The sequence below is a fragment of the Bradyrhizobium huanghuaihaiense genome (assembly GCF_007830635.1).
Lineage (GTDB): Bacteria > Pseudomonadota > Alphaproteobacteria > Rhizobiales > Xanthobacteraceae > Bradyrhizobium > Bradyrhizobium huanghuaihaiense.
Window position 1 is genome coordinate 75,896 of record NZ_VLLA01000022.1, and the last position, 24,634, is coordinate 100,529.

The following is a 24,634-nucleotide window of genomic DNA, read 5'->3' on the forward strand; positions in this document are numbered from 1 at the left end:
ACGATTACTGCTCGGTTGTGGCGGGTGCGGGCCGCGCACCGGCCTGCCGCGTCGGGTTCACCGTGAGACCGGTTGCCGGATCGACCGCGACCTCCACCGTCTTCACGGGTGCGCCGGGACGGGCCTTCTGCGTTCCGTCGACGACGAGGCGATCACCCGGCTTGGCGCCTGATCGCACCAACCAATTGCCGTCGACGTCCTCGCCGAGATCCAGCGTGCGCTGCTCGATCTTGCCGTCCTTGTCGACGAACATCGCCACCGCCTGCCCCAGCGGATTGCGCGAGACCGCCCGCTGCGGCACCAGGATCGCGTTCGGATCGACGCCGGCGACGACGCGCGCGCGTACATACATGCCCGGCAGCAGCGCCCGCTCCGGGTTGGCGAAGATCGCGCGCGAGGAGACCGAGCCGGTGCTCTCGTTGACGCTCGCATCGGTGAAGCCGTATTTGCCCTTGTGGCCGTAGGTCTTGCCGCTCTCCATCAGCAATTCGACCTGCACGCCGTCGGCCGGGCGCTTGAGCGTTCCGCTCGCGATCTGGTTGCGCAGCCGCTCCATCTCCGAGGTCGACTGGTCGAGGTCGACGTAGACGGGGTCGAGCTGCTGGATCGTCGTCATGGCGGTCGCCTGGCTTGCGGTGACCAGCGCGCCGGGCGTGATCGACGATTTGCCGATCCGGCCCGAGATCGAGGCGGTGACCTTGGTGCGGTCGAGCGAGATCGCGGCGGTCTCGCGGTTGGCTTCGGCCGCCTTCACGTCGGCATCGCCCTGCTTGTAGGCGGAAACGGCATCGTCGACGTCCTGCTGGCTCGCCGCATTGGTCTGCAGAAGCTGGGTCTTGCGCGCAGCCTTCAGCTTGACGCTGACCAGCGTCGCCTCGGCCCGCTGTACCGCGGCCTCGGAGCTCGCCAGCGCGGCCTTGTACTGAACGGGGTCGATCTCATAGAGCAGATCGCCTTCCTTCACCTCGGCGCCCTCCACGAAATCGCGCTTGAGCAGGATGCCGGTGACCTGCGGCCGGACCTCGGAGACCTGGTAGGCGACGACCCGCCCCGGCAGGACCGTCGAGATCTTCGCCTCCTGCGGCTTCAAGGTCAGCACGCCGACCTCCGGCACCATCTGTCGTGGTCCCGCTTGCTGGCTCTGCTCGCCGCAGGCTGCGAGCGACAGCAGAGCGAGTAACGGAACAGCGCGAACGATCGGGGGACGCATGATGACGATCCATGGGCTGAGGTTGCGGGCCTCCCGGGAGGCCATTTACATTGACACATCTGGAAACTATGTAGTTTCCATCAGGAAACTTGGGAGTTTCCTTCTCCGAAGTCAAGTGCTAGGCTGCCCCGATGCGTCCGCTCAAGCAGTCGTGAACCGCCCCCAACTGAACGACAGGTTTTGCATGGCGAGGAAATCCGTCAGCCGCCGACAAGCCGGCGGCAGTCCGCCCCCCGAACGGGACGTCGCCCTTCCCGCGCCCGATGCGCGCCTGGCGCATTTGCTGGCGGCGGCGAAGGACACCTTCACCAGCAAGGGCTTTGCCGCGACGACGATGGACGACATAGCCGGCGCCGCCGGAATGTCGAAGAAGACGCTCTACAAATTGTTCGCGAGCAAGACCGAGCTGTTCCGCGCCATGCTGCTCCGCAGCCTGCCCGAAGCCGATTACGCCGACACCCCTGCGGAAGGATCGCCGGTGACCCGGCTCCGAAACATGCTCCGGGAGGCAGCGGACGTGGCGCTATCGCCGGGCGAGATCGCGCTGCAGCGCCTGATCATCGGCGAACGTCAGGCCTCGCCGGAGCTGGGGCGCATGTTCGCCGAGGTCATCATGGAGAGCGGCACGGAGCATATCGTCGAGTTGCTCAAGACGATCCGCCTCGAGCCCCGTTTCGAGGGCGTGCCGCTGCGCCTCATTTCCGAAATGCTGTTCGGCATGGTGTTCGGTCACGACCATTTCAGGCTGCTGACCGACACCGAATTCCGGATCAACCGCCGCGTCCTGGACCGCCGGATCGACCTTGCCATTGCGACGTTCTGTGCGGCCGAGGATCAGGCGAGATAGCCGGACACACCGTCCCACAACAGCTTCAGCGCGGTAATGACCAGCAGGCCGTAGCAGGCCCGATAGATCTGCTGCTGCCGTGCAGCCGCCAGCCGAGCCAGACGCCTGAGGGAATGGCGAGCAGCCACGCGGCCATGACGATCTTCCAGTAGCGCAGTGCGAACAGGTCCATCGCGATGAACAATGGCGCCAGCAGGCCGCCGGCTGCTTACGACCTCGGGGGCCGACCGTCCGTGTTTCGGAAAAACAGACCGGGCAGCACAGAGGGCAGTCCAAAGGTCAATCCGAGGAATGCCAGAAACAGATCGAGATAACTCAGTGGCAACGTCGTCACTCCGCTGGCACCGGCGACCCGGTGCAATTTGCTCATTGCCCGGAATATGATCCGATCCTGATATCGGTACAATAATAACATTGCTCTCGGTGCAATTTCAGCCGGCAGCACGACGCGCCCTCGCCTCCGGCCGGAGGTGAGTGTTCGTCGCTCGTCGTTCTGAGAGGATTGGTCGCGCGGTCAGTTCCGGCTGCCGAGGAAGCGCGCGATCGGCTGCAACGCGTCGATATCCGGAACAGCCGCACTGGCCTGGACGCCCGCGCACCATGGATATGGTAACGCCGCCAGCCAGCGCATGACCGGCTCGGAGGTCTCGGCGGGAAGCAGGACCATGGCCTCGATCTCGATCACCAGCTTCGCCACGCGGCCATCGCCGGCCCCGAAATGCCAGTCATAATGTCCGCAACCAACGCGAACGGCACCGCCCTGCCTCGCCGACATTCCGACCAGCCAGTCGCAACGGACGTGCGGCAGATGGTCCGCCGGGACGTGACAGGCAAAATGTGCGCACGTTTTCGTACTGCTCGCCGAAGCCAGTAACCAGCACCTGGGTCACCTGCTCGAGTCCCTTCGCCGCGCTTGGAAACGAAATGGCGTCGGTCTTGACGATCATTTCGAGCTCGCAATCGTCAGCGAAAGCGCGCGTCATCATCTGCGGACGGTTACCATCCTTCGCCAGGATATAGGTGCTGATCGCATCGGCGGCGGTGATCGCGGCGGGTCGGCTCATTCGGTCACCTTCTTCAAGACGCCCGGACCGCGCCTAGCACCCCAGCCTGTCGGCGATCCCGCCAAAGTCCTTCGCGACGATGTCCCAGTTGCCGGTCGCCTCGAAATCGACCTTCTGCAGCGGCCCGTACTCCGTCGGACGCGCCACGAACGCTGTCTTCAGACCGTACTTCTGCGCAGCGGCGAGATCGCCGTTGTGGGCGGCGACCATCATCACTTCTTCGGGCTTGAGGCTGAGCAGCCGTGCGGCGCCGAGATAGGTTTCGGGATCGGGCTTGTAGTGCTCGAACAGCTCGGCCGACATGATGAGGTCCCAAGGGAGCCCAGCGAACTTCGCCATGTTGGTGAGGAGCGCGACGTTGCCGTTCGACAGCGGCGAGATCACGAATTTCGTCTTCAACCGGGTCAGACCGGCGACGCTGTCGGGCCACGGATTGAGGCGGTGCCAGCCCCTGGTGAGGTGATCGAGGTCGGCCTCGGTGAGGCCCCTGATCTCGAACTTCTCGACCAGCTTTTCCAGCGAGCGGCGGTGCAGATCGTCGAGCATGACATAGCCGCGCTCGGGATGTTTGCGCACGTCGTCCATCGACGCGACATACATGCCGCGCCAGCCGTCGACCAGAGCGGTCCAGTCGGCGCTGATGCCGCGGCCCTTCGCCCACCACATGAAGTCGGTGATCAGGCTGGTGCGCCAGTCCACGACCGTGCCGAAGACGTCGAAGACGAGGGCTTTGACGGCGGAAAGGTCGGACATGTGCGCTTCCTCCACGCTCGTCATTCCGGGATGCGCCGTGAGGCGCAGGCCCGGAATCCATAACCCCGGCTGGTGGTTATCGATTCCGGGCTCGACGCTACGCGTCGCCCCGGAATGACGGCTGCTGTTATTGCATTGCTTAGTCCAGGTGGAACTTCGCGAGCTCGCGGTGCTCGGCCTTGATGTAGCGCACGGTGCCGGTGACGGAGCGCATCACCACCGTCTCGGTCTCGATCACGCCGTCTTTGCGGAACTTGACGCCCGAGAGCAGCGAGCCCGTGGTGACGCCGGTGGCGGCGAACAGGCAGTCGCCGCGCGCCATGTCCTCGATGCCGTAGATCATCTTAGGATCGTTGACGCCCATCTTGGCGGCACGCTCGCGCTTCTCCTCGGAATCGAGGATCAGGCGGCACTGCATCTGGCCGCCGATGCAGCGCAGCGCCACGGCAGCGAGCACGCCTTCCGGCGCACCGCCGGTGCCGAGATACATGTCAACGCCGGTGTTGTCGGGGTCGGCGCAGTGGATCACGCCGGCGACGTCGCCGTCGGTGATGAGGCGCACGGCAGCGCCGGTCGAGCGCACGCTCTCGATGATGCCGGCATGGCGCGGACGGTCGAGCACGAGAACGGTGATGCCATCAGGCTTGACACCCTTGGCCTTGGCGAGGCGGCGGACGTTGTCGGCGGGCGAGGCATCAATCTCGACAACACCCTTGTCGTAACCGGGACCGATCGCGAGCTTCTCCATGTAGACGTCGGGCGCGTGCAGCAGCGTGCCGCCGTCGGCCATCGCCATGGTGGCGATCGAGCCCGGCATGTTCTTGGCGCACAGCGTGGTGCCTTCGAGCGGGTCGACCGCGATGTCGACTTGCGGGCCGGCCTTGAGGCCGACCTGCTCGCCGATATAGAGCATCGGCGCCTCGTCGCGCTCACCCTCGCCGATCACGATGGTGCCCTGGATCGGCAGCTTGTTCAGCTCGCGCCGCATGGCGTCGACCGCGGCCTGGTCGGCCGCTTTCTCGTTACCGTGCCCGCGCAGTCGCGCCGACGACACCGCCGCCCGCTCCGTCACCCGCACGATCTCCAGCGTGAGAATGCGCTCGAGCAAGGCGTGCGGGGGGACTTCAATATGGGTCGACATCGGCTAACTCCTTCGAAGACGTTTGGGACGGAAATCTCCGTCCGTATCAACTCGTAACACCAACAGTTCGTTCGAACCGTGTCAGTTCTTCTCGATCCTTATGACCTGCGGCCGTCCGCTGATGACCTTGTCCTTCTGCACGGCGGCGAGCGCGCGGCGCACGGCATCCTCATGCGTTGCATAGGTGATCAGGATGACGGGCACGGGGACCGCCTTGCCGTCAGCGGACGCAGCGCCGCCATTGGGATGGCGCTGCACGATCGACTCGATCGAAATCTTCTGTTCTGCAAGCCGGGTCGCGATCGCGGCCGCGGTGCCCGGGAAATCGCGCGCCAGCAGGCGGATGTAGTAGCCACCTTCATGCCGCTCCATCGGCGCCTTCTTGGTGTCGCGCAGATGCGCGATCGGTCGGCCGAACGGATTGGCGCGGATGCCGCGCGCAACATCGGCGATGTCGGCGACAACGGCCGATGCCGTCGCAGCACCACCGGCGCCAGGGCCGACCAGCGTGATCGGCGGAATGCCCTCGCCATCGATCGTGACCGCATTGGTGACACCCATCACCTGCGCGATCGAGGAGGATTTGGGAACCATGGTCGGATGCACGCGCTGCTCGATGCCCTTGGCGGTGCGAACGGCAACGCCGAGCAGCTTGAGCCGGTAACCGAGATCGTCGGCGGCGCGCAGGTCTTCCGGCGCGATGGAGGAGATACCTTCGACATACACCGCGCTTTGAGCAACTTTCGTGCCGAACGCGAGGCTGGCGAGGATCGAGAGTTTTTGCGCAGTATCGTGCCCGTCGACGTCGAAGGACGGATTGGCCTCGGCATAGCCGAGCCGCTGTGCATCCTTCAGACACTCGGCAAAGGAGAGGCCCTCCTGCTCCATCCGGGTCAGGATGTAATTGCAGGTGCCGTTGAGGATGCCGTAGACGCGGTTGATGCCGGTTCCGGCAAGACCCTCGCGTAACGTTTTGATGACGGGAATCGCGGCGCCGACGGCTGCCTCGAAATTCAGCGCGCCGCCGTGCTTTTCGGCGGACTTCGCCAGCTTGATGCCGTGCTTGGCGAGCAGCGCCTTGTTGGCGGTGACGACGGACTTGCCGGCATTGAGCGCAGCCTCGACCGCGGAGAGCGCAGGATCTCCGGCGCCGCCCATCAGCTCGACGAAGCAGTCGACCTCGGGATGGGTGGCGAGCGCAAGCGGATCCTTGGCCCATTCGACGCCGCGCAGGTCGATGGTGCGCTTCTTGGCCTTCGAGCGCGCCGTGACGGCGACGACGCGAATACCGCGGCCGCTGCGCCCCGCGAGCACGCGCGCTTGCGTTTCAATCAAACGGACGACTTCGGCACCCACGGTGCCGAGCCCCGCTATGCCCACTTTCAGGGGTGCGACCATGATGCTTTCAGAAAACCTGTCGAAGAGAATTAGCGCCGGTTGGCGAGCGGAACGACGTTGTGCAACGTTTCGATGCCGCTTTCAAGGAAGCGGCGCACGCCGCGCGCGGCCTGCCTGATCCGTTGCTCGTTTTCCACCATGGCGATGCGGACATATCCTTCGCCGTGCTCGCCGAAGCCGACGCCGGGCGACACCGCGACGCCGGATTTCTCCACCATCAGGGTCGCGAACTGCATGCTGCCGACGCTGCGGAAGGCTTCCGGCAGCGGCACCCAGGCAAACATCGAGGCCTCCGGCGGCGGAATCTCCCAGCCGGCGCGGCCGAACGATTCCACCAGCGCGTCGCGGCGCTTGCGATAGGTGTCGCGCATCTCCTTGATGCAATCGTCGGGGCCGTTCAATGCCGCGGTCGCAGCGACCTGCACCGGCGTGAAGGCGCCGTAGTCGAGATAGGATTTGACGCGGGCAAGCGCTGCGATCACGCGCTCATTGCCGACCGCAAAGCCCATGCGCCAGCCGGCCATCGAGTAGGTCTTCGACATCGAGGTGAACTCGACGGTGACGTCCATCGCGCCCGGCACCTGGAGCACCGAGGGCGGCGGGTTGTTCTCGTCGAAATAGACCTCGGCATAGGCGAGATCGGACAGGATCAGGATCTCGTGCTTCTTCGCGAAGGCGACGAGGTCCTTGTAGAAGTCGAGGCTCGCGACATAGGCGGTCGGGTTGGAGGGATAGCAGACCACCAGCGCCAGCGGCTTCGGGATCGAATGCACGATCGCCCGCTCCACCGCCTCGAAGAATTGCGGCGTCGGCTCCGAGGGCACGGAGCGGATCACTCCGCCCGCCATCAAGAAGCCGAAGGCGTGAATCGGGTAGCTCGGGTTCGGACAGAGGATGACGTCGCCGGGCGCGGTGATCGCCTGCGCCACGTTGGCAAAGCCCTCCTTGGAGCCGAGCGTCGCCACCACCTGGGTGTCGGGATTGAGCTTCACGCCGAAGCGGCGGGCGTAATAGGCGGCCTGGGCCCTGCGCAGGCCGGGGATGCCGCGGGAGGCCGAATAGCGGTCGGTGCGCGGCTTGCCGAGAGTCTCCTTGAGCTTCTCCAGCACATGCGGCGGCGCCGGCAGGTCCGGATTGCCCATGCCGAGGTCGATGATGTCGGCGCCGGCATTCCGCGCGGCCGCCTTGGCCCGGTTGACCTGCTCGAACACGTAAGGCGGAAGGCGGCGGATGCGGTAAAATTCTTCCATGGCTCTCTGGGCTCCGGGCAACCGGTCAGGACAGAATCGACTGGCCACGAGCGCCGATCGCAAAAGCGCCCGGCCCGGCCGTTAAATGGCTCAAAATCAGATACTTAGAGCAATTTTCGACGGCGGAAGCTGAAGTCGTTCGCCCTGACTCTCGGCTGAACTCAGGTCTTTTAGCACGGCAAGGCGGGGGCGCCAGCGATTACCTTGCACTGCCTCATTTGGCGTCTTTGGCGGCAACGGCCTGGCGGTCGCGCGCCGCGGCAAGCTCCGCCTCGATCTTGGCGCGCTGATCCGGCGGGATGATCGCCTGATCGCGATCGGGCGGCAGATCGTGCACCGGCAAATAGCTGCCGGGCTCCTTTGGATGTGCCTGCGCATCCGCAGGCGTGAGATCGGCGAGCTGGCTCGAGCAGCCGCCCAGGGCGAGCGCCACCATCAGCAGCGCGCCGCGGATCGGCAGCGTCTTTTGCAGGTCCCTTAACGCCAACACTTGGGAATCCCCTACTCGTCCCAAAGCACGGCCCCGGATAAGCCTACCCGACACCGCGCCCAAGCTCAAACCATTGCTGCCCAAATGGTGCGAGCGAGAAAACAGCCCGGCACTACCAAGCCGAGCGGTGCGGCCTGATTATGACGGAACCAGGAAAACTTGTCGCAGTGCAGCACATCTTCGCGCGTGTTTAACGCCAAACCTGCGAGCTTCGCGGTGACGAATACGGAATGAATCGTTACTGTTCTGGCCATGAGTACCGCCACGACCGACAAGCCCAGCTCCGGGGCAAACCAGTCCGAGACGAAGTTCGATGCGGAAGCCTTCGCGATGAACGTCGCGCAGGCGATGGAAAGCGGTGGCAAGGCGCTGGCCGCCTACCTCAAGCCGCGCGAGAGCGGCGAGGTGCAGGACCGCCCGCCGCCCGAGCTCACCGAGATGGTCAAGACCTTCACCGCGGTCGCCGAATACTGGCTGTCGGACTCTTCGCGCTCGTCCGATCTGCAGACCAAGCTCGCCAAGGACTATCTCGACCTCTGGGGCTCGGCAGCGCGCCGCATGGCCGGCCAGAACGCCGAGCCGGCGATCGCGCCCTCGCCGCGCGACAAGCGCTTCGCCGATCCGGAATGGAAGTCGAACCAGTTCTTCGATTTCGTGATGCAGCTCTACCTGCTCACGACGAAATGGGCGCAGGAGCTGGTGCGCGACGCCGACGGCCTCGACGCGCACACCCGCCGCAAGGCGGAGTTCTACGTCCAGCAGGTCGCCAACGCGATCTCGCCCTCGAACTTCGTGCTGACCAATCCGGAAGTGCTGCGCGAGACGATGGCGAGCAGCGGCGGCAACCTGGCGCGCGGCCTGAAGATGCTGGCCGAGGACATCTCGGCCGGCAAGGGCATGCTGAAGATCCGCCAGTCCAATCCGGACAATCTCGTCGTGGGCGTCAACATGGCGACGACGCCGGGCAAGGTGATCTACCAGAACGAGATGATGCAGCTGATCCAGTACTCGCCGACCACGGAGACGGTGCTGCGCACCCCGCTCCTGATCGTGCCGCCCTGGATCAACAAGTTCTACATCCTCGATCTCAAGCCGGAGAAATCCTACATCAAGTGGTGCGTCGACCAGGGCATCACCGTGTTCGTGATCTCATGGGTCAATCCCGACAAGCGGCTCGGCAAAAAGAGCTGGGAAGACTACATGAAGGAAGGCCCGCTCACGGCGATGGACGTGATCGAGAAGGTCACCGGCGAGATGAAGGTCCACACCGCCGGCTATTGCGTCGGCGGCACCATGCTCGCGACCACGCTGGCCTGGCTCGCCGAGAAGCGCCGCCAGCGCGTGAGCTCGGCGACGTTCTTCGCGGCGCAGGTCGACTTCACCCATGCGGGCGATCTCCTTGTCTTCGTCGACGAGGAGCAGATCGCCGCGCTCGAGCACGACATGAAGGCGGCCGGCGTGCTCGAAGGCTCGAAGATGGCGATGGCCTTCAACATGCTGCGCTCCAACGACCTGATCTGGTCCTATGTCGTCAGCAACTATCTGAAGGGCCAGCAGCCGAGCGCGTTCGACCTGTTGCATTGGAATTCCGATGCGACGCGGATGACGCAGGCGAACCATTCCTACTACCTGCGCAACTGCTATCTGGAGAACCGGCTCTCGACCGGCACGATGGTGCTCGACAACACCCTGCTCGATCTCTCCAAGGTCAAGGTGCCCGTCTACAACCTCGCCACCCGCGAGGATCATATCGCTCCGGCCGAGTCGGTGCTGTACGGCTCGCAATTCTTCGGCGGGCCTGTGAAGTATGTGCTGTCCGGCTCGGGCCACATCGCGGGCGTGGTCAATCCGCCCGCCTCGAACAAGTACCAGTACTGGACCAACGACAACATCAAGGACGTCACGGTCGCGGACTGGATGAAGGGCGCGGTCGAGCACAAGGGCTCGTGGTGGCCGGACTGGCGCGAATGGCTGGGCAGCCTCGATCCCGAGGAAGTCCCGGCGCGCGTGGTCGGCAGCGAGGCGCTGCCCCCGATCGAGGACGCGCCCGGCAGCTATGTCAGGGTTCGCGCATAGCGGACTCTGCCGCGCTCTTGTATAGACTCGCTCGCAGCATGGCGACGACAGAGGGGACCGGACTATGACGCGCGAATTGTTCTGGCTGACACTGACGGTGATCCTGACCGGGATCCTCTGGGTTCCCTACATCATCAATCGCTGCCAGGTTCGTGGCCTTTCCGGAGCCATGGCCAATCCGTCGCGCGGCGACAAGCCGCAAGCCGAATGGGCGAACCGGCTGATGTTCGCGCATGACAACGCGGTCGAGAACCTCGTGATCTTCGCGCCGCTGGTGCTGATCCTGAATGCGATCGACTATTCCACGACATGGACCGTGCTCGCCTGCGCCGTCTATTTCTGGGCCCGCGTCGCCCATCTGATCGTGTACGCGCTCGGCCTGCCGGTGTTCCGCACCCTCGCCTTCACCGTCGGCTTCCTCGCGCAGGCCGTGCTGGCGCTGGCGATCTTCAAGGTGGTTTGAAGCACTTTCCACGTCATTGCGAGCCCTTGCGACGAAACAATCCAGACTATCTCCACGGTGGAAGTTCTGGATTGCTTCGCTTCGCTCGCAATGACGGAGGATAGAGGCCTTCCCTACTCCTCCGGCAGTCCCAGCATCAGCCGCAAGTTCTGCACGGCCGCGCCCGAGGCGCCCTTGCCGAGATTGTCCAGCCGCGCGACCAGCAGGGCCTGGTGATATTTGTCGCTGGCAAAGACGTAGAGCTCGAGCATGTTGGTCTCGTTGAGCGCCTCCGGCTCGAGCCGGCCGCCCTTGGTCGCCTCGTTCTGCAGCGGCATCACCTTGACGTATTTCGAGCCGGCATACCGCTTGGCCAGCGCGGCCTGAAGGTCGGCACCGCCAGGCTTGCCCGGCAGCGTGTCGAGCTGGAGCGGCACCGAGACCAGCATGCCCTGCCGGTAGTTGCCGACCGAGGGAATGAAGATCGGCCGCCGCGTCAGGTTCGAATAGAGCTGAAGCTCCGGCAGGTGCTTGTGCTCGAAGCCGAGACCGTAGAGCTCGAAGGACGGCGCGCTGCCGTCTTCAAAACTCGCGATCATCGACTTGCCGCCGCCGGAATAGCCGCTCACCGCGTTGACGGTGACGGGATAATCCGGGGGCAACAGGCCGGCATCGACGATCGGCCGCAGCAGTGCAATGCCGCCGGTCGGATAGCAGCCAGGATTGGACACCTTCTTCGCGGCCTTGATCTTGCCGGCCTGGTCCGCCGTCAGCTCCGGAAAGCCATAGGCCCAGTCGGGTGCGACCCGGTAGGCGGTCGAGGCGTCCAGCACCTTCGGCCCCGAAGAACCCATGCTGTCGACCAGCGCCACCGTTTCCCTGGCGGCATCGTCGGGCAGGCAGAGGATGACGAGATCCACCTCCTCCATCAGCGCCTTCTTGGCGGCGGGATCCTTGCGCTTGTCGTCGGCGATGGTCTTCACCGCGACGTCGCTCTGGAGCTTCAGCCGCTCGTTGATACCGAGCCCGGTGGTGCCGGAGCCACCGTCGACAAAGACGGTGGCGGGCTTCTTGGCCGCGCCGGTGGTCGGGGTTTTCGTGGTTTCCGTGAGGCTCATGGAACGCTCCTTTCGAGCTTGTTGGTCTCGGCCGCAAAGGCTTCCGGCCTCACGTCCTGCATCAGTTGCGCGATTTTCCTGGCGTCGGCCGCGGGCTGCGCGCCGAGCGCATTGGCGATCGCCGTATAGTCGGCGTCGGACTTGTGCTGGTTGAGCTTGAAGCTGCCCTCGATCTCGTCGACCGTCATGACCAGACCCACGATTCCCTTCTTCATCGCTTCCAGCCGGCCCGCCGTCATCTTGCCCGAGGTCCAGGGCTTCTTCGGCAGCAGCCAATTCTCGAACTTGTCGCTGAGCGTGTCGACCTGCACCGCGAGCTCCTCATCCGACAACGGCCGTACTGGCCCGCTCAGGTGCACCGACTGGTAGAGCCAGGTCGGGACCTGATCCGGCGAGACGTACCAGTCCGGCGATACATAGGCATCGGGGCCGTTGACCGCGAGCATCCAGGCGGCCGCGCCGTCCGCCAGCTTTAGCAGCGGATTGTGACGGGCGACATGAAAGGCGGCCTGCGGCGTGCCGTCAGCCGCATAGGTCAAATAGAACGGCAACGGCGAGGCGATCGGCCTCTTGCCGTCGAAGGCGCACATGGTGCCGAAGCCGCGCTCCTCGGCGAATTTCAGGCTCGCGGCGCGGTCCTGCTTGAAAAAGGGTGGCGTGTACATCGTGGTCTCCTGCTGGGCCTCCTTGTGGGAGCCGCCGGATCAGATCGCGCTGACAGGAGAGAGAATGCCGCGGATCGGATCCAGCGGCAAAGACGATGATCTCAAACGCGATCGACCGCCCAAACCGCTAAAGTGCGGCGGCGGCGACGGGCGAACAGGATGGTCGCGGCGTTGATCATGGCGCGCGGCTATAAGGCCCGCGGGTTCCAGGGTCAAGCCCAAATCGGTCCGGGCTGACGGCAGGATGCCGCAGGTCGGGACGGCAGGATGTCATCCGGCTGCAGCGGAATTTCCTTTGGCGAAAGGGGTTCCGGAAGAAGGACGGCGGCAATCCCGCCGGTCCGCGCCGTCAGAGCAACCCAGCCTCAGGACATCGCCATGACCGAGATCACCCGTCGCGCAACGCTGGCCGGCGCCGCCGCCTCGGCGCTGCTGCCTTTCGTGAAGACCTCGCCCGCGAGCGCCGCCGCGCCCGCGGCGACCGCTCAGAATGCGAGCTTTTATCGCTACAATGTCGGTAGCCACCAGGTCACGGTGGTCTGCGACGGCGTTGCCACCGTCAATCTGACCGACAATTACGCGGCCGGCGCCAGCAAGGACGACATCAACAAGGTCTTCGCCGAACATCACCTGCCGACCGACAAGGTCACCCATACATTCAACCCCGTGGTCGTCAACACCGGACCGAAGCTCGTCGTCATCGACACCGGTCTCGGGCCCGACCAGTTCACGCAGACCAAGGGCAAGGTCGGCCAGTTCCACAACAACCTTGCAGCCGCCAGCATCGACCGCGCGGCGGTCGACACCGTCATCATCTCCCACTTCCATGGCGACCACATCAACGGACTGCTGGCAGCCGAGAACAAGCCCGCCTTCCCCAATGCTGAGATCATGGTGCCGGCGGTGGAATGGAAGTTCTGGATGGACGACGGCGAGATGAGCAAGGGGATGGGCAATCCGATCCTCGAGAACAACTTCAAGAACATCCGCCGCGTGTTCGACGCGCTCGGTCGCAAGGTCACGCAATACGAGGCTGGCAAGGAGGTCGCGCCCGGCATCACCTCGGTGGCGAGCCCCGGCCACACGCCGGGCCACAATTCCTTCATCGTCGCCTCCGGCGCCGAGAAGGTGCTGGTGCAGGTCGATATCACTGCAGGCGCAGCGTTCCTGTTCGTCAAGCATCCCGAATGGAACATCGCCTCTGATGTCGACAAGCCGCTCGCCCAGGAGACGCGGCGCAAGCTTTACGACATGGCGATCGCCGAGAAGATGCCGATCCAGGCCTTCCACGCCGCCTTCCCCGGCCTCGTCCGCGTTGAAAAGGAAAAGGACGGCTCCGGCTATCGCTGGATCCCCTCGATCTGGAACGCCTCGCTGTAGGCTCCGCCTGATGCCCTGACCGGGCGGTCCAGCCCGGTCAGATCAGGCGCCAGATCCATTCCATGATCTTGGCGATCACGTCGCCGAACAGCAGCAGTGCGGCCGACCAGATCAGGGCCGAGACGAAATTGGCGATCTGGAAGCTCCAATAGGGCATCTCGAAGATACCGGCTGCGAGCGGCACCGAGGCCCGCAGCGGGCCGAAGAAGCGGCCGATGAAGATGCTGGGTATGCCCCAGCTGCGCACGAAGGCCTCGCCCCTCGGCAGGAGTTCCGGATAGCGCGAGAGCGGCCACATCTCGGCGACGTGCTCCTTGTAGCGGTAGCCGAACCAGTAGGAGACCCAGTCGCCCAGCGCCGCCCCAAGGCCGCCGGCGATCCAGACCGGATAGAAGTTGATGCCGCTCACCCCGATCAGCGCACCGATCGCCACCAGCGCGCCCCAGGCCGGAACCAACAGCGAGATGAAGGCGAGCGACTCCCCGAAGGCCAGCAGGAAGACGATCGGAGCCGCCCAGGCCTGGTGAGCGCGCACGAAATCGGCCAGGGCGTGCGCAAACTGCTCCATTCCGAAAATAGCCTTCCCGCTCGCTCAAGGTGCTGCTCGATGAAAACGACTGGTAAGCCAAGGACTTGTGTGACATCAAGTCACAAAAGCCCGTCAAAACCGGCCCGGGACGTCAAATTGCCGGGAACTAATGGTAAGGCGGCGTAAAATCGCCGGGATTGGCTCCCAATCCACGCCGCTTGACCGGCCTGGCGGTAACCTTTCGAAGCCAGAAGTGGCATAGTCCGCTTAACCGATTCGCCGCCCACGCGGCCCCCTAAGCACATCAAGATATATGTCCAAGCAGTTGAAGCCAAAAGCAAAAGACGACTTTTTCGGCGGCGATGAGCCCAAGCCCCGCACCGCCGCGAAGGCGGCGCCGCGCGGAAGCGGCGGTGAAGCCGACTACACCGCGGCCGACATCGAGGTGCTCGAAGGCCTCGAACCGGTGCGGCGTCGGCCCGGCATGTATATCGGCGGAACCGACGAGAAGGCGCTGCATCACCTGTTCGCCGAAGTCATCGACAACTCGATGGACGAGGCGCTGGCGGGACACGCGACCTTCATCGGAGTCGAGCTGAGCGCAGACGGGTTCCTGACCGTCACCGACAACGGCCGCGGCATCCCGATCGATCCGCACCCGAAATTCCCGAAGAAGTCGGCGCTCGAAGTCATCATGTGCACGCTGCATTCGGGCGGCAAGTTCGACAGCAAGGTCTATGAGACCTCGGGCGGTCTGCACGGCGTCGGCATCTCCGTCGTCAACGCCCTCTCCTCGCGCCTCGAAGTCGAGGTCGCACGCAGCCAGAAGCTCTATCGCATGAGCTTTGAGCGCGGCCATCCCAAGGGCAAGCTCGAAGACCTCGGCAAGGTCAACAACCGCCGCGGCACGCGCGTGCGCTTCAAGCCCGACACCGACATCTTCGGCGCCAAGGCCGCGTTCAAGCCGCAGCGCCTGTTCAAGATGACCCGCTCGAAAGCCTATCTGTTCGGCGGCGTCGAGATCCGCTGGAACTGCGCGCCCGAGCTGCTCAAGGGCGTCGAGGACGTGCCGGCGGAGGCCACGTTCCACTTCCCCGGCGGCCTCAAGGATTATCTCGCCGCGGCGATCCACGCCGACACGCTGGTGCACCCGGACATCTTCTCGGGCAAGTCGGGCCGCAACGGCGCGCATGGCGCCTGCGAATGGGCCGTGGCGTGGACCGCGGATGCCGACGGCTTCCTGTCCTCCTACACCAACACCGTGCCGACGCCTGATGGCGGCACGCACGAATCCGGCCTGCGCAGCGCCCTTTTGCGCGGCCTGAAGGATCACGCCGAGCGCGTCGGCCAGGGCAAGCGCGCCGCCTCCGTCACCTCCGAAGACGTGATGGTCGGCGCGGCCGTGATGCTCTCGGTGTTCGTGCGCGAGCCCGAATTCCAGGGTCAGACCAAGGATCGCCTCGCCACCGCCGAAGCGCAGCGCATCGTCGAGCAGGCGATGAAGGATCCGTTCGACCATTGGCTGTCGGGCAATCCGAACATGGCCAACCGCCTGCTCGACTTCGTGATCGACCGCGCCGAGGATCGCCTGCGCCGCCGCCAGGAGAAAGAGACGGCGCGCAAGACCGCCGGAAAGAAGTTGCGCCTGCCCGGCAAGCTCGCCGACTGCACCGATGCCGGCACCGAAGGCTCCGAGCTCTTCATCGTCGAGGGCGACTCGGCAGGCGGCAGCGCCAAGCAGGCGCGCGACCGCAAGAACCAGGCGGTGCTGCCGCTGCGCGGCAAGATTCTCAACGTCGCCTCCGCCGGCAAGGACAAGCTGACCGCGAACGCGCAGCTATCCGACCTCGTGCAGGCGATCGGCTGCGGTCAGCTCGCGCATTACCGCGAAGAGGATCTGCGCTATCAGCGCATCATCATCATGACCGACGCCGACGTCGACGGCGCCCACATCGCTTCGCTGCTGATCACCTTCTTCTACCGGCAGATGCCGCGGCTGATCGACGAAGGCCACCTCTTCCTCGCGGTGCCGCCGCTCTACAAGCTGACCCACGGCTCCAAATCGGTCTACGCCCGCGACGACGCGCACAAGGAGGCGCTGCTCAAGAGCGCGTTCAACGCCAACGCCAAGGTCGAGGTGAACCGCTTCAAAGGCCTCGGCGAGATGATGCCGGCGCAGCTCAAGGAAACCACCATGGATCCGAGCAAGCGGACGCTGCTCAAGGTGGTCCTGCTCGCCGACGACCGCGACACGACGGCGGATTCGGTGGAGCGGCTGATGGGCACCAAGGCCGAAGCGCGCTTCGCCTTCATCTCGGACAAGGCCGAATTTGCCAGCGAGGAGCTGCTCGACGTCTGACGTCACGCGCTCCAGTCCAACAAAGCCCCCGGCTCCGTCAGGTCCGGGGGCTTTTTCATGTGGGGACGATATCGCTCGTCCCAGCGATTCCTGCCGAAGCGCGACTCGGCCAGCGACTCAGCGGCCCCAAGACTGAGGCAGGACTGCCTCCATTTCAGACAAAGCCGAATTTCCTAACGAAAACTTACCCGGATCCGCAACTCGGATATCTTCGTAACATGCTGATATTATGCGGATTTCTCGACACCCAGCATCATCACCTCAAAACCCTCCCGACCGGCGTTTTCCGGCGACTGTGCCTGCCACGCAACAGCTTTTCGGCGGGAAACGTCTATAGTCCGGACATCAGATGACACGGACTTCAGTGCGCTCGCGCCTGCTACCAAGGTTGGGGATTTTATCATGAAGAAGATTTTGCTGGCTCTGACCGCGGTTGCGGCGATGACCGGTTCGGCCTCGGCGGCCGACCTCGCGGCCCGTCCCTACGTCAAGGCTCCGGTGGCTGCTCCCGTCGCCAACTGGACCGGCTTCTACATCTTCGGCGGTGGCGGCGGCGGTCTTTCGAACGCCGACCAGAGCGTCCAGAGCACCGTCGGCGCGGTTCCGCTGACCATCACCCAGCGTCAGGGTGGCTCGGGCTGGTTCGGCACCGTCGGCCTCGGCTACGACTGGCAGTTCAGCGGCACCTGGGTCGCCGGCGTGTTTGCTGACGGTCAGTTCGGCAGCATCCGCGCCACGGTTCAGGATCCGATCAATGGCTGGACCGGCAACCAGAAGCTGGAAGACTCCTGGGCCGCTGGTGTTCGCCTCGGCTGGCTGGTCGCTCCGAACGTTCTCTCCTACGTCAACGGCGGTTACTCCGGCGCTCACTTCGGCCAGACCAACTTCCTGACCCTGGCTGGCGTGCCGGCCGGTGCTCACCTCGGCAGCTACAACCGCAACGGCTGGTTCATCGGCGGCGGCGTCGAGAACAGCCTGAACTTCTTCGGCATCACCTCGCCCGGCTGGTTCATGAAGACCGAGTATCGTTCGGCCTTCTACAACGCCAAGACCCAGACCGAGCTGTCCGACGTCGGCAACGTGCCGCTCGCCAACAGCATCCGTGCCAACAGCTGGAACCAGACGATCTCGACCTCGCTGGTCTACCGCTTCAACTGGACCGGTCCGGTCGTCGCCAAGTACTGATCTGATCTCACATTCAGACGTCAAAGCCCCGGCATCGTCCGGGGCTTTTTCGTTGTGGGGATCACCTTGCGCGCGGACATGCGTCCTCCTCGCAGCCTTGCAGCCGCGGCCCATTGTATCCGAACCGAAGCTACGGCTAGTCTGGCCTAAGTTTTCGTGACCGCGGCAATCGTTGACGCCGTGGATCGCGACAGAAGCAGACCGAGGGAGGAATGCATGCGCAGATTTCTGCTTGTAGCAGGCCTGTTTGCGACTGCCGTCGGCCTGCTCTGGATCGGACAGGGCACAGGCACCGTTCCCTGGCCGCGATCGAGCTTCATGGTCAACCAGCTGCAATGGGCCGGCTATGGCGCAGCCATGGCCGGCTTCGGACTGGTGCTGATCTGGCAGAGCAACCAATAGAAGAAACCAGGGAATACAACATGACATCCAACCGGTTCGATCTTCGCGGCAAGGTCGCGGTCGTCACAGGAGGCAATGGCGGCATCGGGCTTGGCCTGGCGCACGGACTTGCCGATGCCGGCGCCGATATCGCCGTGGTCGGACGCAACGAAGCCAAGTCGGCCGCGGCCGTTGCCGATCTCAGGCAGCGTGGCGTGAAGGCGATGGCCGTCGCCACCGACGTCACCGACAAGGCGGCAGTCGCCGCCATGATCGACCGCGTCCTCAAGGAATTCGGCCGCATCGACATCCTCATCAACAACGCCGGCATGAGCATCCGCAAGCCGCCGCACGAGCTCGAGCTCGACGAGTGGAACAAGGTGATCGACACCAACCTCACCAGCGCCTTCGTGTGCTCGAAGCTGGCCTATCCGGCGCTGAAGGCGTCCGGCAACGGCAAGGTGATCAACATCGGCTCGATGATGTCGATCTTCGGCGCGAGCTTTGCGACCGCCTATGCGGCGAGCAAGGGCGGCATCGTGCAGTACACGCGCGCCTGCGCCAATGCCTGGGCACCCGACAACATCCAGGTCAACGCCATCCTGCCTGGCTGGATCGACACCGACCTCACCCGCGGCGCGCGGCAGCAGGTGGCGGGATTGCACGAGCGGGTTTTGGCACGCACGCCTGCGGGGCGCTGGGGCGACATCGACGATTTCGCCGGCATCGCGGTGTTCCTCGCCTCGCCCGCGTCCAACTTCGTCACGGGCACCGCGATCCCCGTCGATGGCGGATTCTCGGTGATGGCCTGAGGCTTTCCGCACGAAAGCTGCACGCAAAAAAGAAGCCCCGGCAATGCCGGGGCTTTGAATTTGGCAGAGATCGTCTTCTTTTGCTGATTGGTCGTTCGTTGCTCAGTAGCGCCCGATGACCGGTGCGTCGAACTTGTAGCTCGCGCGAACGACGGCCCACTGGATATCGCGCGGCTTGGCGTCGAAGGTGTAGTTACCGGAGGTGCCGCCGAGCTGATAGGTCTGGCTGCCGAAGGCCGCGTAGTTGTATTCGAGGCCGACGATCCAGTTGCGGGTCACGCCGTATTCCCAGCCGGCGCCGATGGTCCAGCCATTGGCCCAGTGGGTCTGACCGCCCGAACCCGTGGACGGGTTCGGAACGGTGTCGCTGACGCTGAGGCGGTTGTTCACGCCGGCGTAGCCGCCCTTGATGTAGAAGAGATTGTTCTGCACGGCGAAGCCGGCGCGGCCGACCACGGTGGCGAGCACGTTGGCGCGCCAGGAGAACACGTCGTCACCCGCGCCGAACACCGTGTTCGTGAACGAGCCCTTGTTGTCGAGGCCGGAGATGGTGCCCTCCATGCCGAACACGTAGTTGTTGGCCTGCCAGTTGTAGCCGATCTGGACGCCGCCCATGATGCCCGCGCCACGCTGGCGAAAGCCCTGCCCCGGAACGAGATCGCCGAACGGCGCACCGATTCCGTTGTTGATGAACTGCTCGTTGGTCCATGCGCCACCGATGTGGCCGCCGACATAGAAACCGGTCCAGTTGAACAGCGGCTCGACATAGGCGGGCGCCTTCGTGTAGCGCGCACCGAGATCGGCGGCGGACGCAGCGCCGGTCGAAACCAGAGCGCTCGTGCAGGCGAAGGCGGCAATCAACTTGTTACGCATGGTATACCCCGTGTCCTTTGATGGGCGCACGCTCACACGCAACTCTTACTCAAATTTGAATCAAGAAAGTTAAGACGCCGGATTGGCAAATTGCGGCTCGTGAATCCGCGCGCGCTGTTGCACGCACGCAACGCATCACGCGCGATTTAACGCGACATTATCCCTACCGAATTGCAGCGCTTAGGATGCCGGCGCGGCCTTCGACTGCACGTGCTCGGGCCGCACGCCGAGCCCGATCAACCGCGCCGGAATGCCCTGCAGCCACGGCAGCGCGGTGATGAGGCGCACGATCAGCGGCACCTTCAGCGGACGCTCGCCGCCCTGCAAGGCGCCGCTGATGATGTTGTTCTGCACGACCATCTGCATGCGTTGCGTCATCCTCACCGGAAACTCGCGCCGGCGGCGCACGGCGTCGAGCTCATCCTCGGTCGGGCAGCCGCGCTGGAGCTTGTCCGCGAGCAGATTGGCGGTCGCGACCGCGTCCTGCACGGCGAGATTGACGCCGACGCCGCCGACCGGCGACATCGCATGCGCGGCATCGCCGATGAGAAGCAGGCCCGGCTGCGTCCAGCGCTTGAGGCGGTTGATCGCGACGGTGAGCAGCTTGACGTCGTCAAAGCTCTTCACCTCGGCAATGCCGGACCTGAGGATCGGCGCCATGCGCACGACGTCGTCGAGCAGCGCCTGCAATCCCCTCGCCTTCACCGCATCGTGCTGCCCCTTGGCGATGACATAGGCGCATTGCCAATAGTCGCCGCGATCGAAGGTGATCATCATCTTGCCGGGCTCGATGCGCGCAAACAGGTTCTCGGTCTCGTCGGCCTTGCGGCCGGCGCGGAACCACAGCACGTCCATCGGCGCGCCGATCTCCTCGACCGCGAGGCCGGCGCGCTCGCGCACCGTCGAATGCCGGCCGTCGCAGGCGACGGTGAGATCGGCCTCGATGTCGATGATGCCGTCCGGCGTCCTTGCCCGCACGCCGGCGATGGCGTCGCCGCGGCGGATCAGGTCGACGGCTTCGGTGTTCATCATCACCTTGAGCGAGGCGAAGCGCCGGCCCTCTTCGCGCAGGAAATTCAGGAAGTCCCATTGCGGCATGAAGGCGATGAACGGGTATTTGGTATGCAGCCGGCCGAGATCGGCGATCCGCACCGGCGTGCCCCCGAACAATCCATCCATCTTCTGCAAGCGTTGATGCGGCAGCTTCAGGAAGCCGTCGATCAGGCCGAGCTCGTCCATGACCTGAAGCGTCGAGGGATGCACGGTGTCGCCGCGAAAGTCGCGGAAGAAGTCCGCGTGCTTCTCCAGCACCACGACGTCGATACCGGCACGCCCGAGCAGATAGCCGAGCATCATGCCGGCCGGCCCGCCGCCGACGACACAACACCGGACTCTTACGGAGGAACTCGGGTTCAAGGCCGCCCTCATTTACGACTTAAGTTTTCTGTGCGGTGCAGCAAGCAAGTTTAATTTGCCGCGATTGCGAATGCCCGTTAGCGTTTCTGCAAAATTCGATTTGCCTTCAGGGAATTGCAGTGCAGACGATCCTCATACTGCTCGGCGTCTGGATCCTGATCAACGTACTTTTCGTCGTGATCATGATCCCACCACGCAAGCCGCGGACCCCCGACCCGGGCCCGACCGGCACGCTTGCGACGGTGCCCATCAACCAGAACGGCTATCCGTTCGAGGAGCCGGAGAAGCTCCTGCTGCGCCACGTCGTCATCTCGATCGCCATGGGCGCGTTCTTCTCGCTGACGCCTCCCTTGATGGAGGCCATTGAGTCGATCAAGCGCTTCCTGCGCAAGCGGCGCACGTAGCGGACGCGCCTCGCCACTCCCACCGGATCGCTCAATTGTTGCTGCGGTTCGCGGCCCGAAAACTCTTGATCTCCGAGACGCTGCCGTCGCGATAGGTCAGCTCCACCGAGACGAACTGCGTGGCCGGGGCGAGCTTCATGTAGAGCGGCATGCCGGCGCTGATCGCGCTGGGATCGCGCATGTCGCAATTCGGCATCTTCAGCACCTGGTTGGGCACGGCGGTGTCGATGCCGATGCGCACTTCGCGGATCGCGCAGCGATACGAGACGAGATGCGTGTAATAGACCAATAGCCCGTTGAACTCGCGGAATGACAGCCAGCTCGTCGCGGTCATGTCGAGGATCTTGCGCTGGTCGCGGATCAGCGCGGCCTCGGGATCGAACCTGATCGGGAACGGCCCCTGCATGTCGCCGGCCTGATCGACATAGCGGACCTCGATGGTGCCCGCCACAGCGTCCGGCGGCAGCTCGATCGACGGGTTCGGCATCCGCTTGCGCGTGCGCGGATCGAGCGTGTCGATGAAGCCGGTCTCGCGGAAATCGCCGTTGCCGGCCATGCGCCAGGAAATACCGAGCGTCGGATCGGCGAAGGAGAACACCACGCTCCAGCCGCCATTGTGGCGCGAGAAGCTCGCGATCGGCGCGTTGGTGGTTTCCTCCTTCACGCGCGGCACTGACACCGGCGGCAGCGCCGCCACTTTCTGCGGCGGCGGGTCGGCCGGGCGGGCGGCGGCCGCGTCCTTGGCGATGCCGCTCAGGAAAACGTCATCGACCATCTGGTCGAAATAGACCGGCACCTGCTTGTGCCTGACGGTGTCGGCCATCTCGCTGACGAGACGGCGGGTGCGCTGTGCCACCTGCACGAGGTTCTCGCCAGGTTCGAGCAGCTGCTTGGCGAAAGTGCGCGTGAACACCGAATTGGGATTGGCGTCGTCGTTGGACAGGCGATCGAGCGCGGTCTGCCGGGGCCCTGCCGAGAACACCGAGAACACGCCTTCGGGCAGCTGCGTCATCGGCGCGAGCCCGCCGCCGCCGGCAACCGCGCGCGTGCCTGATCGTTCGAACGGATTGTTGCGGCAGGCGTCGAACACCAGGATCGAGGTCCGTGCCTTCTTGTTCTGGAGACGCTCGACGATACGGTCGGCCAGGATCGAGGCGTCGCGCACCAGCTCTTCCTGTCCTTCCGTCGCCGCCGGCACGTCGGTCGGTAGCAGATAGTTCTGGCCCGCGATCTCGAAACCGTGGCCGGCGTAGAAGAAGAACGCGGTGTCGCCGGGCTCGACGGTCCGGTCGAAGGCCAGCAGCGTCTCGGAGAATTGCTGCCGGCTCTGGTTCTCGGCGACCATCACGGAGAAGCCGAGCTGCTTCAGCGTGTCGCCCATGGTGCGGGCGTCGTTGACCGCCTTGAGCAGCTTCGGCACGTTCTTGTAATCGTTGTTGCCGACGACGAGCGCGACGCGCTTCGCGGCGTGAGCTGGCAGCGCGATGCCGCAGAGGCTGGCCACGAGGCCGAGGGCCGCCAGAATTCTGAAAAGCCGACGCGTCATCGCAAACATCCCGTTAGTGAACGGCCTCGCTGGTCGGAACCCCTGCCGTTGATGTGATAGTCGGCCCAGCCGCAGCGAGGGTTCAACAGCCGGGTCTTCGGTTCCCCCGTCTGGCCTATGGCAGATTCCATCGGAATCTGCTCTTTCTTAATTTTCCTGGGCAATCGCACCGGACGCGAGGGACTGCCGTGTATCGCTGGTGTACCGACGAGGTCGAGCCGCATGACCGCTTCGACTATTGGCGCGAAGTCCGGTCCAAGGGCCTGTTCGGCGTCACCGCCGAACTGGAGCGCGAGCGACGTGCGGACTTCTACGGCGAATTCTCGCTGCGCCAGCTCGGCGGCGCCGGCCTCGTCGAGCTGAAGGCCTCGCACTACAAGGTGGAGCGCAGCACCACCGACATCGCCTACGCGCCCAGCGACAGCATCTGCGTCTACCAGCAGCTCGGCAGCGGCGGCTGGTTCGGCGGCATGCGCGGCAGCGATTTTTCGATCGCCAATGGCAGCTTCGCGACCAGCCATACCGACCTGCCCTATCGCACCGTCCCGCTCGGGGACGGCGGCTTCCATCTGCGGATCCTGAAGATCCCCGTGAGGAACATCCCGGCGCAGGACAAGCGGATGCGCGAGCTGTCGCCCCGCATGTTCAACGATCCCGGCTTGGCGCCCCTGCTGGGGGCCTGCTTTGCCGATCTCGATGAGGTTGCCGCAGCTGACGACGGGGCCAACGGCGCCCAGGCCTCCTCCTCAGCTCAGGCCTCCCTGGTGCAGGCTCTGGCGCATCTGGCACTGATCGAGCGCGGCATCGTGCGGCCGGGTAGCCGGCTCGGACAGGCTGCCCTGCGGACAGCCCGCCTGTCGCAGGCACGCCGGCTGATCGCGCGCCACCTGCAAGACCCGAACCTCGCTCCGGTCATGGTCGCCGATCTGCTCGGTGTGTCCGTCCGGCACCTGCATATGCTGTTCGAGGCCGCCGAGAGGAGCTTTTCGCAGACCGTGACCGACGAGCGCCTCCAGCAGAGCCGCCGCCTGATGCGCGAGGCGCCGGACCGGCTGATCGCCGACATCGCGACGTCCTGCGGCTTCGAGAGCCTTGCGACCTATTACCGGGTCTTCAACGCCGCCTACGGCATGGCCCCTGGCGACTTCCGGGCCCAGGGTTCCGAAGGGCATTAGCCGGTCTCTGCGGCAACCGCCCCAGGCCCATGGTTAAGGCGGAAAACCTCAGCCGCGCCCGCGATTTGGGCAAAAACCTCAGGGTTTTTAGGGCCTTCCCGCGCCTGCTCCATTGACTTT

The 24,634-nt window shown here is 64.7% G+C and carries 25 protein-coding genes and 1 pseudogene; 10 read left to right on the top strand and 16 right to left on the bottom strand.

The features are described from left to right. Window positions 1–4 precede the first annotated feature (4 nt). The gene (locus IQ16_RS33565; protein WP_035666081.1) at window positions 5–1,210 is read right to left on the bottom strand and encodes an efflux RND transporter periplasmic adaptor subunit; all 1,206 of its coding nucleotides are present in this window, start codon (window positions 1,208–1,210) and stop codon (window positions 5–7) included. Window positions 1,211–1,394: 184 nt separating this feature from the next. On the opposite strand from IQ16_RS33565, the gene IQ16_RS33570 reads away from it, so the two are divergent. Beyond that, complete coding sequence (locus tag IQ16_RS33570) at window positions 1,395–2,057, top strand: TetR/AcrR family transcriptional regulator (RefSeq protein WP_018641737.1); 663 nt, start codon at window positions 1,395–1,397, stop codon at window positions 2,055–2,057. Here the strand turns inward: IQ16_RS33570 and IQ16_RS33575 are convergent. The 9 genes and pseudogenes from IQ16_RS33575 to IQ16_RS33610 all read right to left on the bottom strand — a co-directional run. After that, a pseudogene (locus IQ16_RS33575) lies at window positions 2,045–2,199 on the bottom strand (sulfite exporter TauE/SafE family protein); the annotation flags it as partial. The gene IQ16_RS33570 and the pseudogene IQ16_RS33575 overlap by 13 nt on opposite strands. A 372-nt stretch (window positions 2,200–2,571) precedes the next feature. Continuing rightward, window positions 2,572–2,754 (bottom strand): hypothetical protein, encoded by a 183-nt coding sequence (locus IQ16_RS46755; RefSeq protein ID WP_244635976.1) that lies wholly within the window; start codon window positions 2,752–2,754, stop codon window positions 2,572–2,574. A gap of 28 nt (window positions 2,755–2,782) precedes the next feature. Beyond that, window positions 2,783–3,121, bottom strand: a complete 339-nt coding sequence (locus IQ16_RS46760) for a hypothetical protein (RefSeq protein WP_244635978.1) — start codon at window positions 3,119–3,121, stop codon at window positions 2,783–2,785. Between the two features lie 33 nt (window positions 3,122–3,154). Continuing rightward, entirely contained in the window at window positions 3,155–3,874 is a 720-nt protein-coding gene (locus IQ16_RS33585) for a haloacid dehalogenase type II (RefSeq protein ID WP_026311800.1), read from the bottom strand. A 139-nt stretch (window positions 3,875–4,013) separates the two neighbouring features. Then, window positions 4,014–5,015, bottom strand: a complete 1,002-nt coding sequence (gene glpX, locus IQ16_RS33590; protein WP_018641734.1) for a class II fructose-bisphosphatase — start codon at window positions 5,013–5,015, stop codon at window positions 4,014–4,016. A gap of 81 nt (window positions 5,016–5,096) precedes the next feature. Further along, window positions 5,097–6,413 carry a homoserine dehydrogenase gene (locus IQ16_RS33595; protein ID WP_018641733.1) on the bottom strand — a complete coding sequence of 439 codons (1,317 nt, stop codon included), beginning with the start codon at window positions 6,411–6,413 and terminating at the stop codon, window positions 5,097–5,099. Window positions 6,414–6,442: 29 nt separating this feature from the next. Continuing rightward, on the bottom strand, window positions 6,443–7,663 hold the full coding sequence (locus IQ16_RS33600; RefSeq protein WP_026311799.1) for an LL-diaminopimelate aminotransferase: 1,221 nt from the start codon (window positions 7,661–7,663) through the stop codon (window positions 6,443–6,445). Window positions 7,664–7,877: 214 nt separating this feature from the next. Continuing rightward, complete coding sequence (locus IQ16_RS33605) at window positions 7,878–8,153, bottom strand: hypothetical protein (RefSeq protein WP_026311798.1); 276 nt, start codon at window positions 8,151–8,153, stop codon at window positions 7,878–7,880. A gap of 65 nt (window positions 8,154–8,218) precedes the next feature. After that, window positions 8,219–8,407, bottom strand: coding sequence for a hypothetical protein (locus IQ16_RS33610; protein ID WP_145831987.1), 189 nt, complete (start codon window positions 8,405–8,407; stop codon window positions 8,219–8,221). On the opposite strand from IQ16_RS33610, the gene IQ16_RS33615 reads away from it, so the two are divergent. Continuing rightward, window positions 8,406–10,229, top strand: a complete 1,824-nt coding sequence (locus tag IQ16_RS33615; protein ID WP_018641730.1) for a PHA/PHB synthase family protein — start codon at window positions 8,406–8,408, stop codon at window positions 10,227–10,229. The genes IQ16_RS33610 and IQ16_RS33615 overlap by 2 nt on opposite strands. A 64-nt stretch (window positions 10,230–10,293) precedes the next feature. Further along, entirely contained in the window at window positions 10,294–10,692 is a 399-nt protein-coding gene (locus tag IQ16_RS33620) for an MAPEG family protein (RefSeq protein WP_018641729.1), read from the top strand. Between the two features lie 113 nt (window positions 10,693–10,805). On the opposite strand, the gene argC is transcribed toward IQ16_RS33620, so the two are convergent. Together argC and IQ16_RS33630 are read right to left on the bottom strand one after the other, a co-directional pair. Next, window positions 10,806–11,789, bottom strand: a complete 984-nt coding sequence (gene argC, locus IQ16_RS33625; protein ID WP_018641728.1) for an N-acetyl-gamma-glutamyl-phosphate reductase — start codon at window positions 11,787–11,789, stop codon at window positions 10,806–10,808. Further along, a complete protein-coding gene (locus IQ16_RS33630) occupies window positions 11,786–12,454 on the bottom strand; it encodes an FMN-binding negative transcriptional regulator (protein ID WP_018641727.1) in 669 nt (222 codons plus the stop codon). The genes argC and IQ16_RS33630 overlap by 4 nt, the downstream gene beginning before the upstream one ends. A gap of 378 nt (window positions 12,455–12,832) precedes the next feature. Between IQ16_RS33630 and IQ16_RS33635 the strand changes: the two genes are divergently transcribed. Further along, window positions 12,833–13,834, top strand: a complete 1,002-nt coding sequence (locus IQ16_RS33635) for an MBL fold metallo-hydrolase (RefSeq protein ID WP_018641726.1) — start codon at window positions 12,833–12,835, stop codon at window positions 13,832–13,834. Window positions 13,835–13,871: 37 nt separating this feature from the next. On the opposite strand, the gene IQ16_RS33640 is transcribed toward IQ16_RS33635, so the two are convergent. Next, complete coding sequence (locus tag IQ16_RS33640; RefSeq protein ID WP_018641725.1) at window positions 13,872–14,402, bottom strand: DedA family protein; 531 nt, start codon at window positions 14,400–14,402, stop codon at window positions 13,872–13,874. A 274-nt stretch (window positions 14,403–14,676) separates the two neighbouring features. On the opposite strand from IQ16_RS33640, the gene parE reads away from it, so the two are divergent. From parE to IQ16_RS33660, 4 genes are all read left to right on the top strand, one after another. Next, complete coding sequence (gene parE / locus IQ16_RS33645) at window positions 14,677–16,722, top strand: DNA topoisomerase IV subunit B (protein ID WP_018641724.1); 2,046 nt, start codon at window positions 14,677–14,679, stop codon at window positions 16,720–16,722. Window positions 16,723–17,124: 402 nt separating this feature from the next. Next, window positions 17,125–17,907, top strand: coding sequence for an outer membrane protein (locus tag IQ16_RS33650; protein ID WP_018641723.1), 783 nt, complete (start codon window positions 17,125–17,127; stop codon window positions 17,905–17,907). A gap of 216 nt (window positions 17,908–18,123) precedes the next feature. After that, a complete protein-coding gene (locus tag IQ16_RS33655) occupies window positions 18,124–18,309 on the top strand; it encodes a hypothetical protein (RefSeq protein WP_018641722.1) in 186 nt (61 codons plus the stop codon). A 20-nt stretch (window positions 18,310–18,329) separates the two neighbouring features. Further along, complete coding sequence (locus IQ16_RS33660) at window positions 18,330–19,100, top strand: SDR family NAD(P)-dependent oxidoreductase (RefSeq protein ID WP_018641721.1); 771 nt, start codon at window positions 18,330–18,332, stop codon at window positions 19,098–19,100. Window positions 19,101–19,202: 102 nt separating this feature from the next. On the opposite strand, the gene IQ16_RS33665 is transcribed toward IQ16_RS33660, so the two are convergent. Both IQ16_RS33665 and IQ16_RS33670 read right to left on the bottom strand, forming a co-directional pair. Then, complete coding sequence (locus tag IQ16_RS33665) at window positions 19,203–19,973, bottom strand: outer membrane protein (protein WP_018641720.1); 771 nt, start codon at window positions 19,971–19,973, stop codon at window positions 19,203–19,205. Window positions 19,974–20,153: 180 nt separating this feature from the next. Then, complete coding sequence (locus tag IQ16_RS33670; RefSeq protein ID WP_026311797.1) at window positions 20,154–21,401, bottom strand: FAD-dependent oxidoreductase; 1,248 nt, start codon at window positions 21,399–21,401, stop codon at window positions 20,154–20,156. 107 nt (window positions 21,402–21,508) lie between these two features. On the opposite strand from IQ16_RS33670, the gene IQ16_RS33675 reads away from it, so the two are divergent. Then, window positions 21,509–21,793, top strand: coding sequence for a hypothetical protein (locus IQ16_RS33675; RefSeq protein ID WP_018641718.1), 285 nt, complete (start codon window positions 21,509–21,511; stop codon window positions 21,791–21,793). Window positions 21,794–21,824: 31 nt separating this feature from the next. On the opposite strand, the gene IQ16_RS33680 is transcribed toward IQ16_RS33675, so the two are convergent. Beyond that, complete coding sequence (locus tag IQ16_RS33680) at window positions 21,825–23,339, bottom strand: caspase family protein (RefSeq protein ID WP_145831988.1); 1,515 nt, start codon at window positions 23,337–23,339, stop codon at window positions 21,825–21,827. Window positions 23,340–23,527: 188 nt separating this feature from the next. On the opposite strand from IQ16_RS33680, the gene IQ16_RS33685 reads away from it, so the two are divergent. Beyond that, the gene (locus IQ16_RS33685; RefSeq protein ID WP_018641716.1) at window positions 23,528–24,514 is read left to right on the top strand and encodes a helix-turn-helix transcriptional regulator; all 987 of its coding nucleotides are present in this window, start codon (window positions 23,528–23,530) and stop codon (window positions 24,512–24,514) included. Window positions 24,515–24,634: the final 120 nt, after the last annotated feature.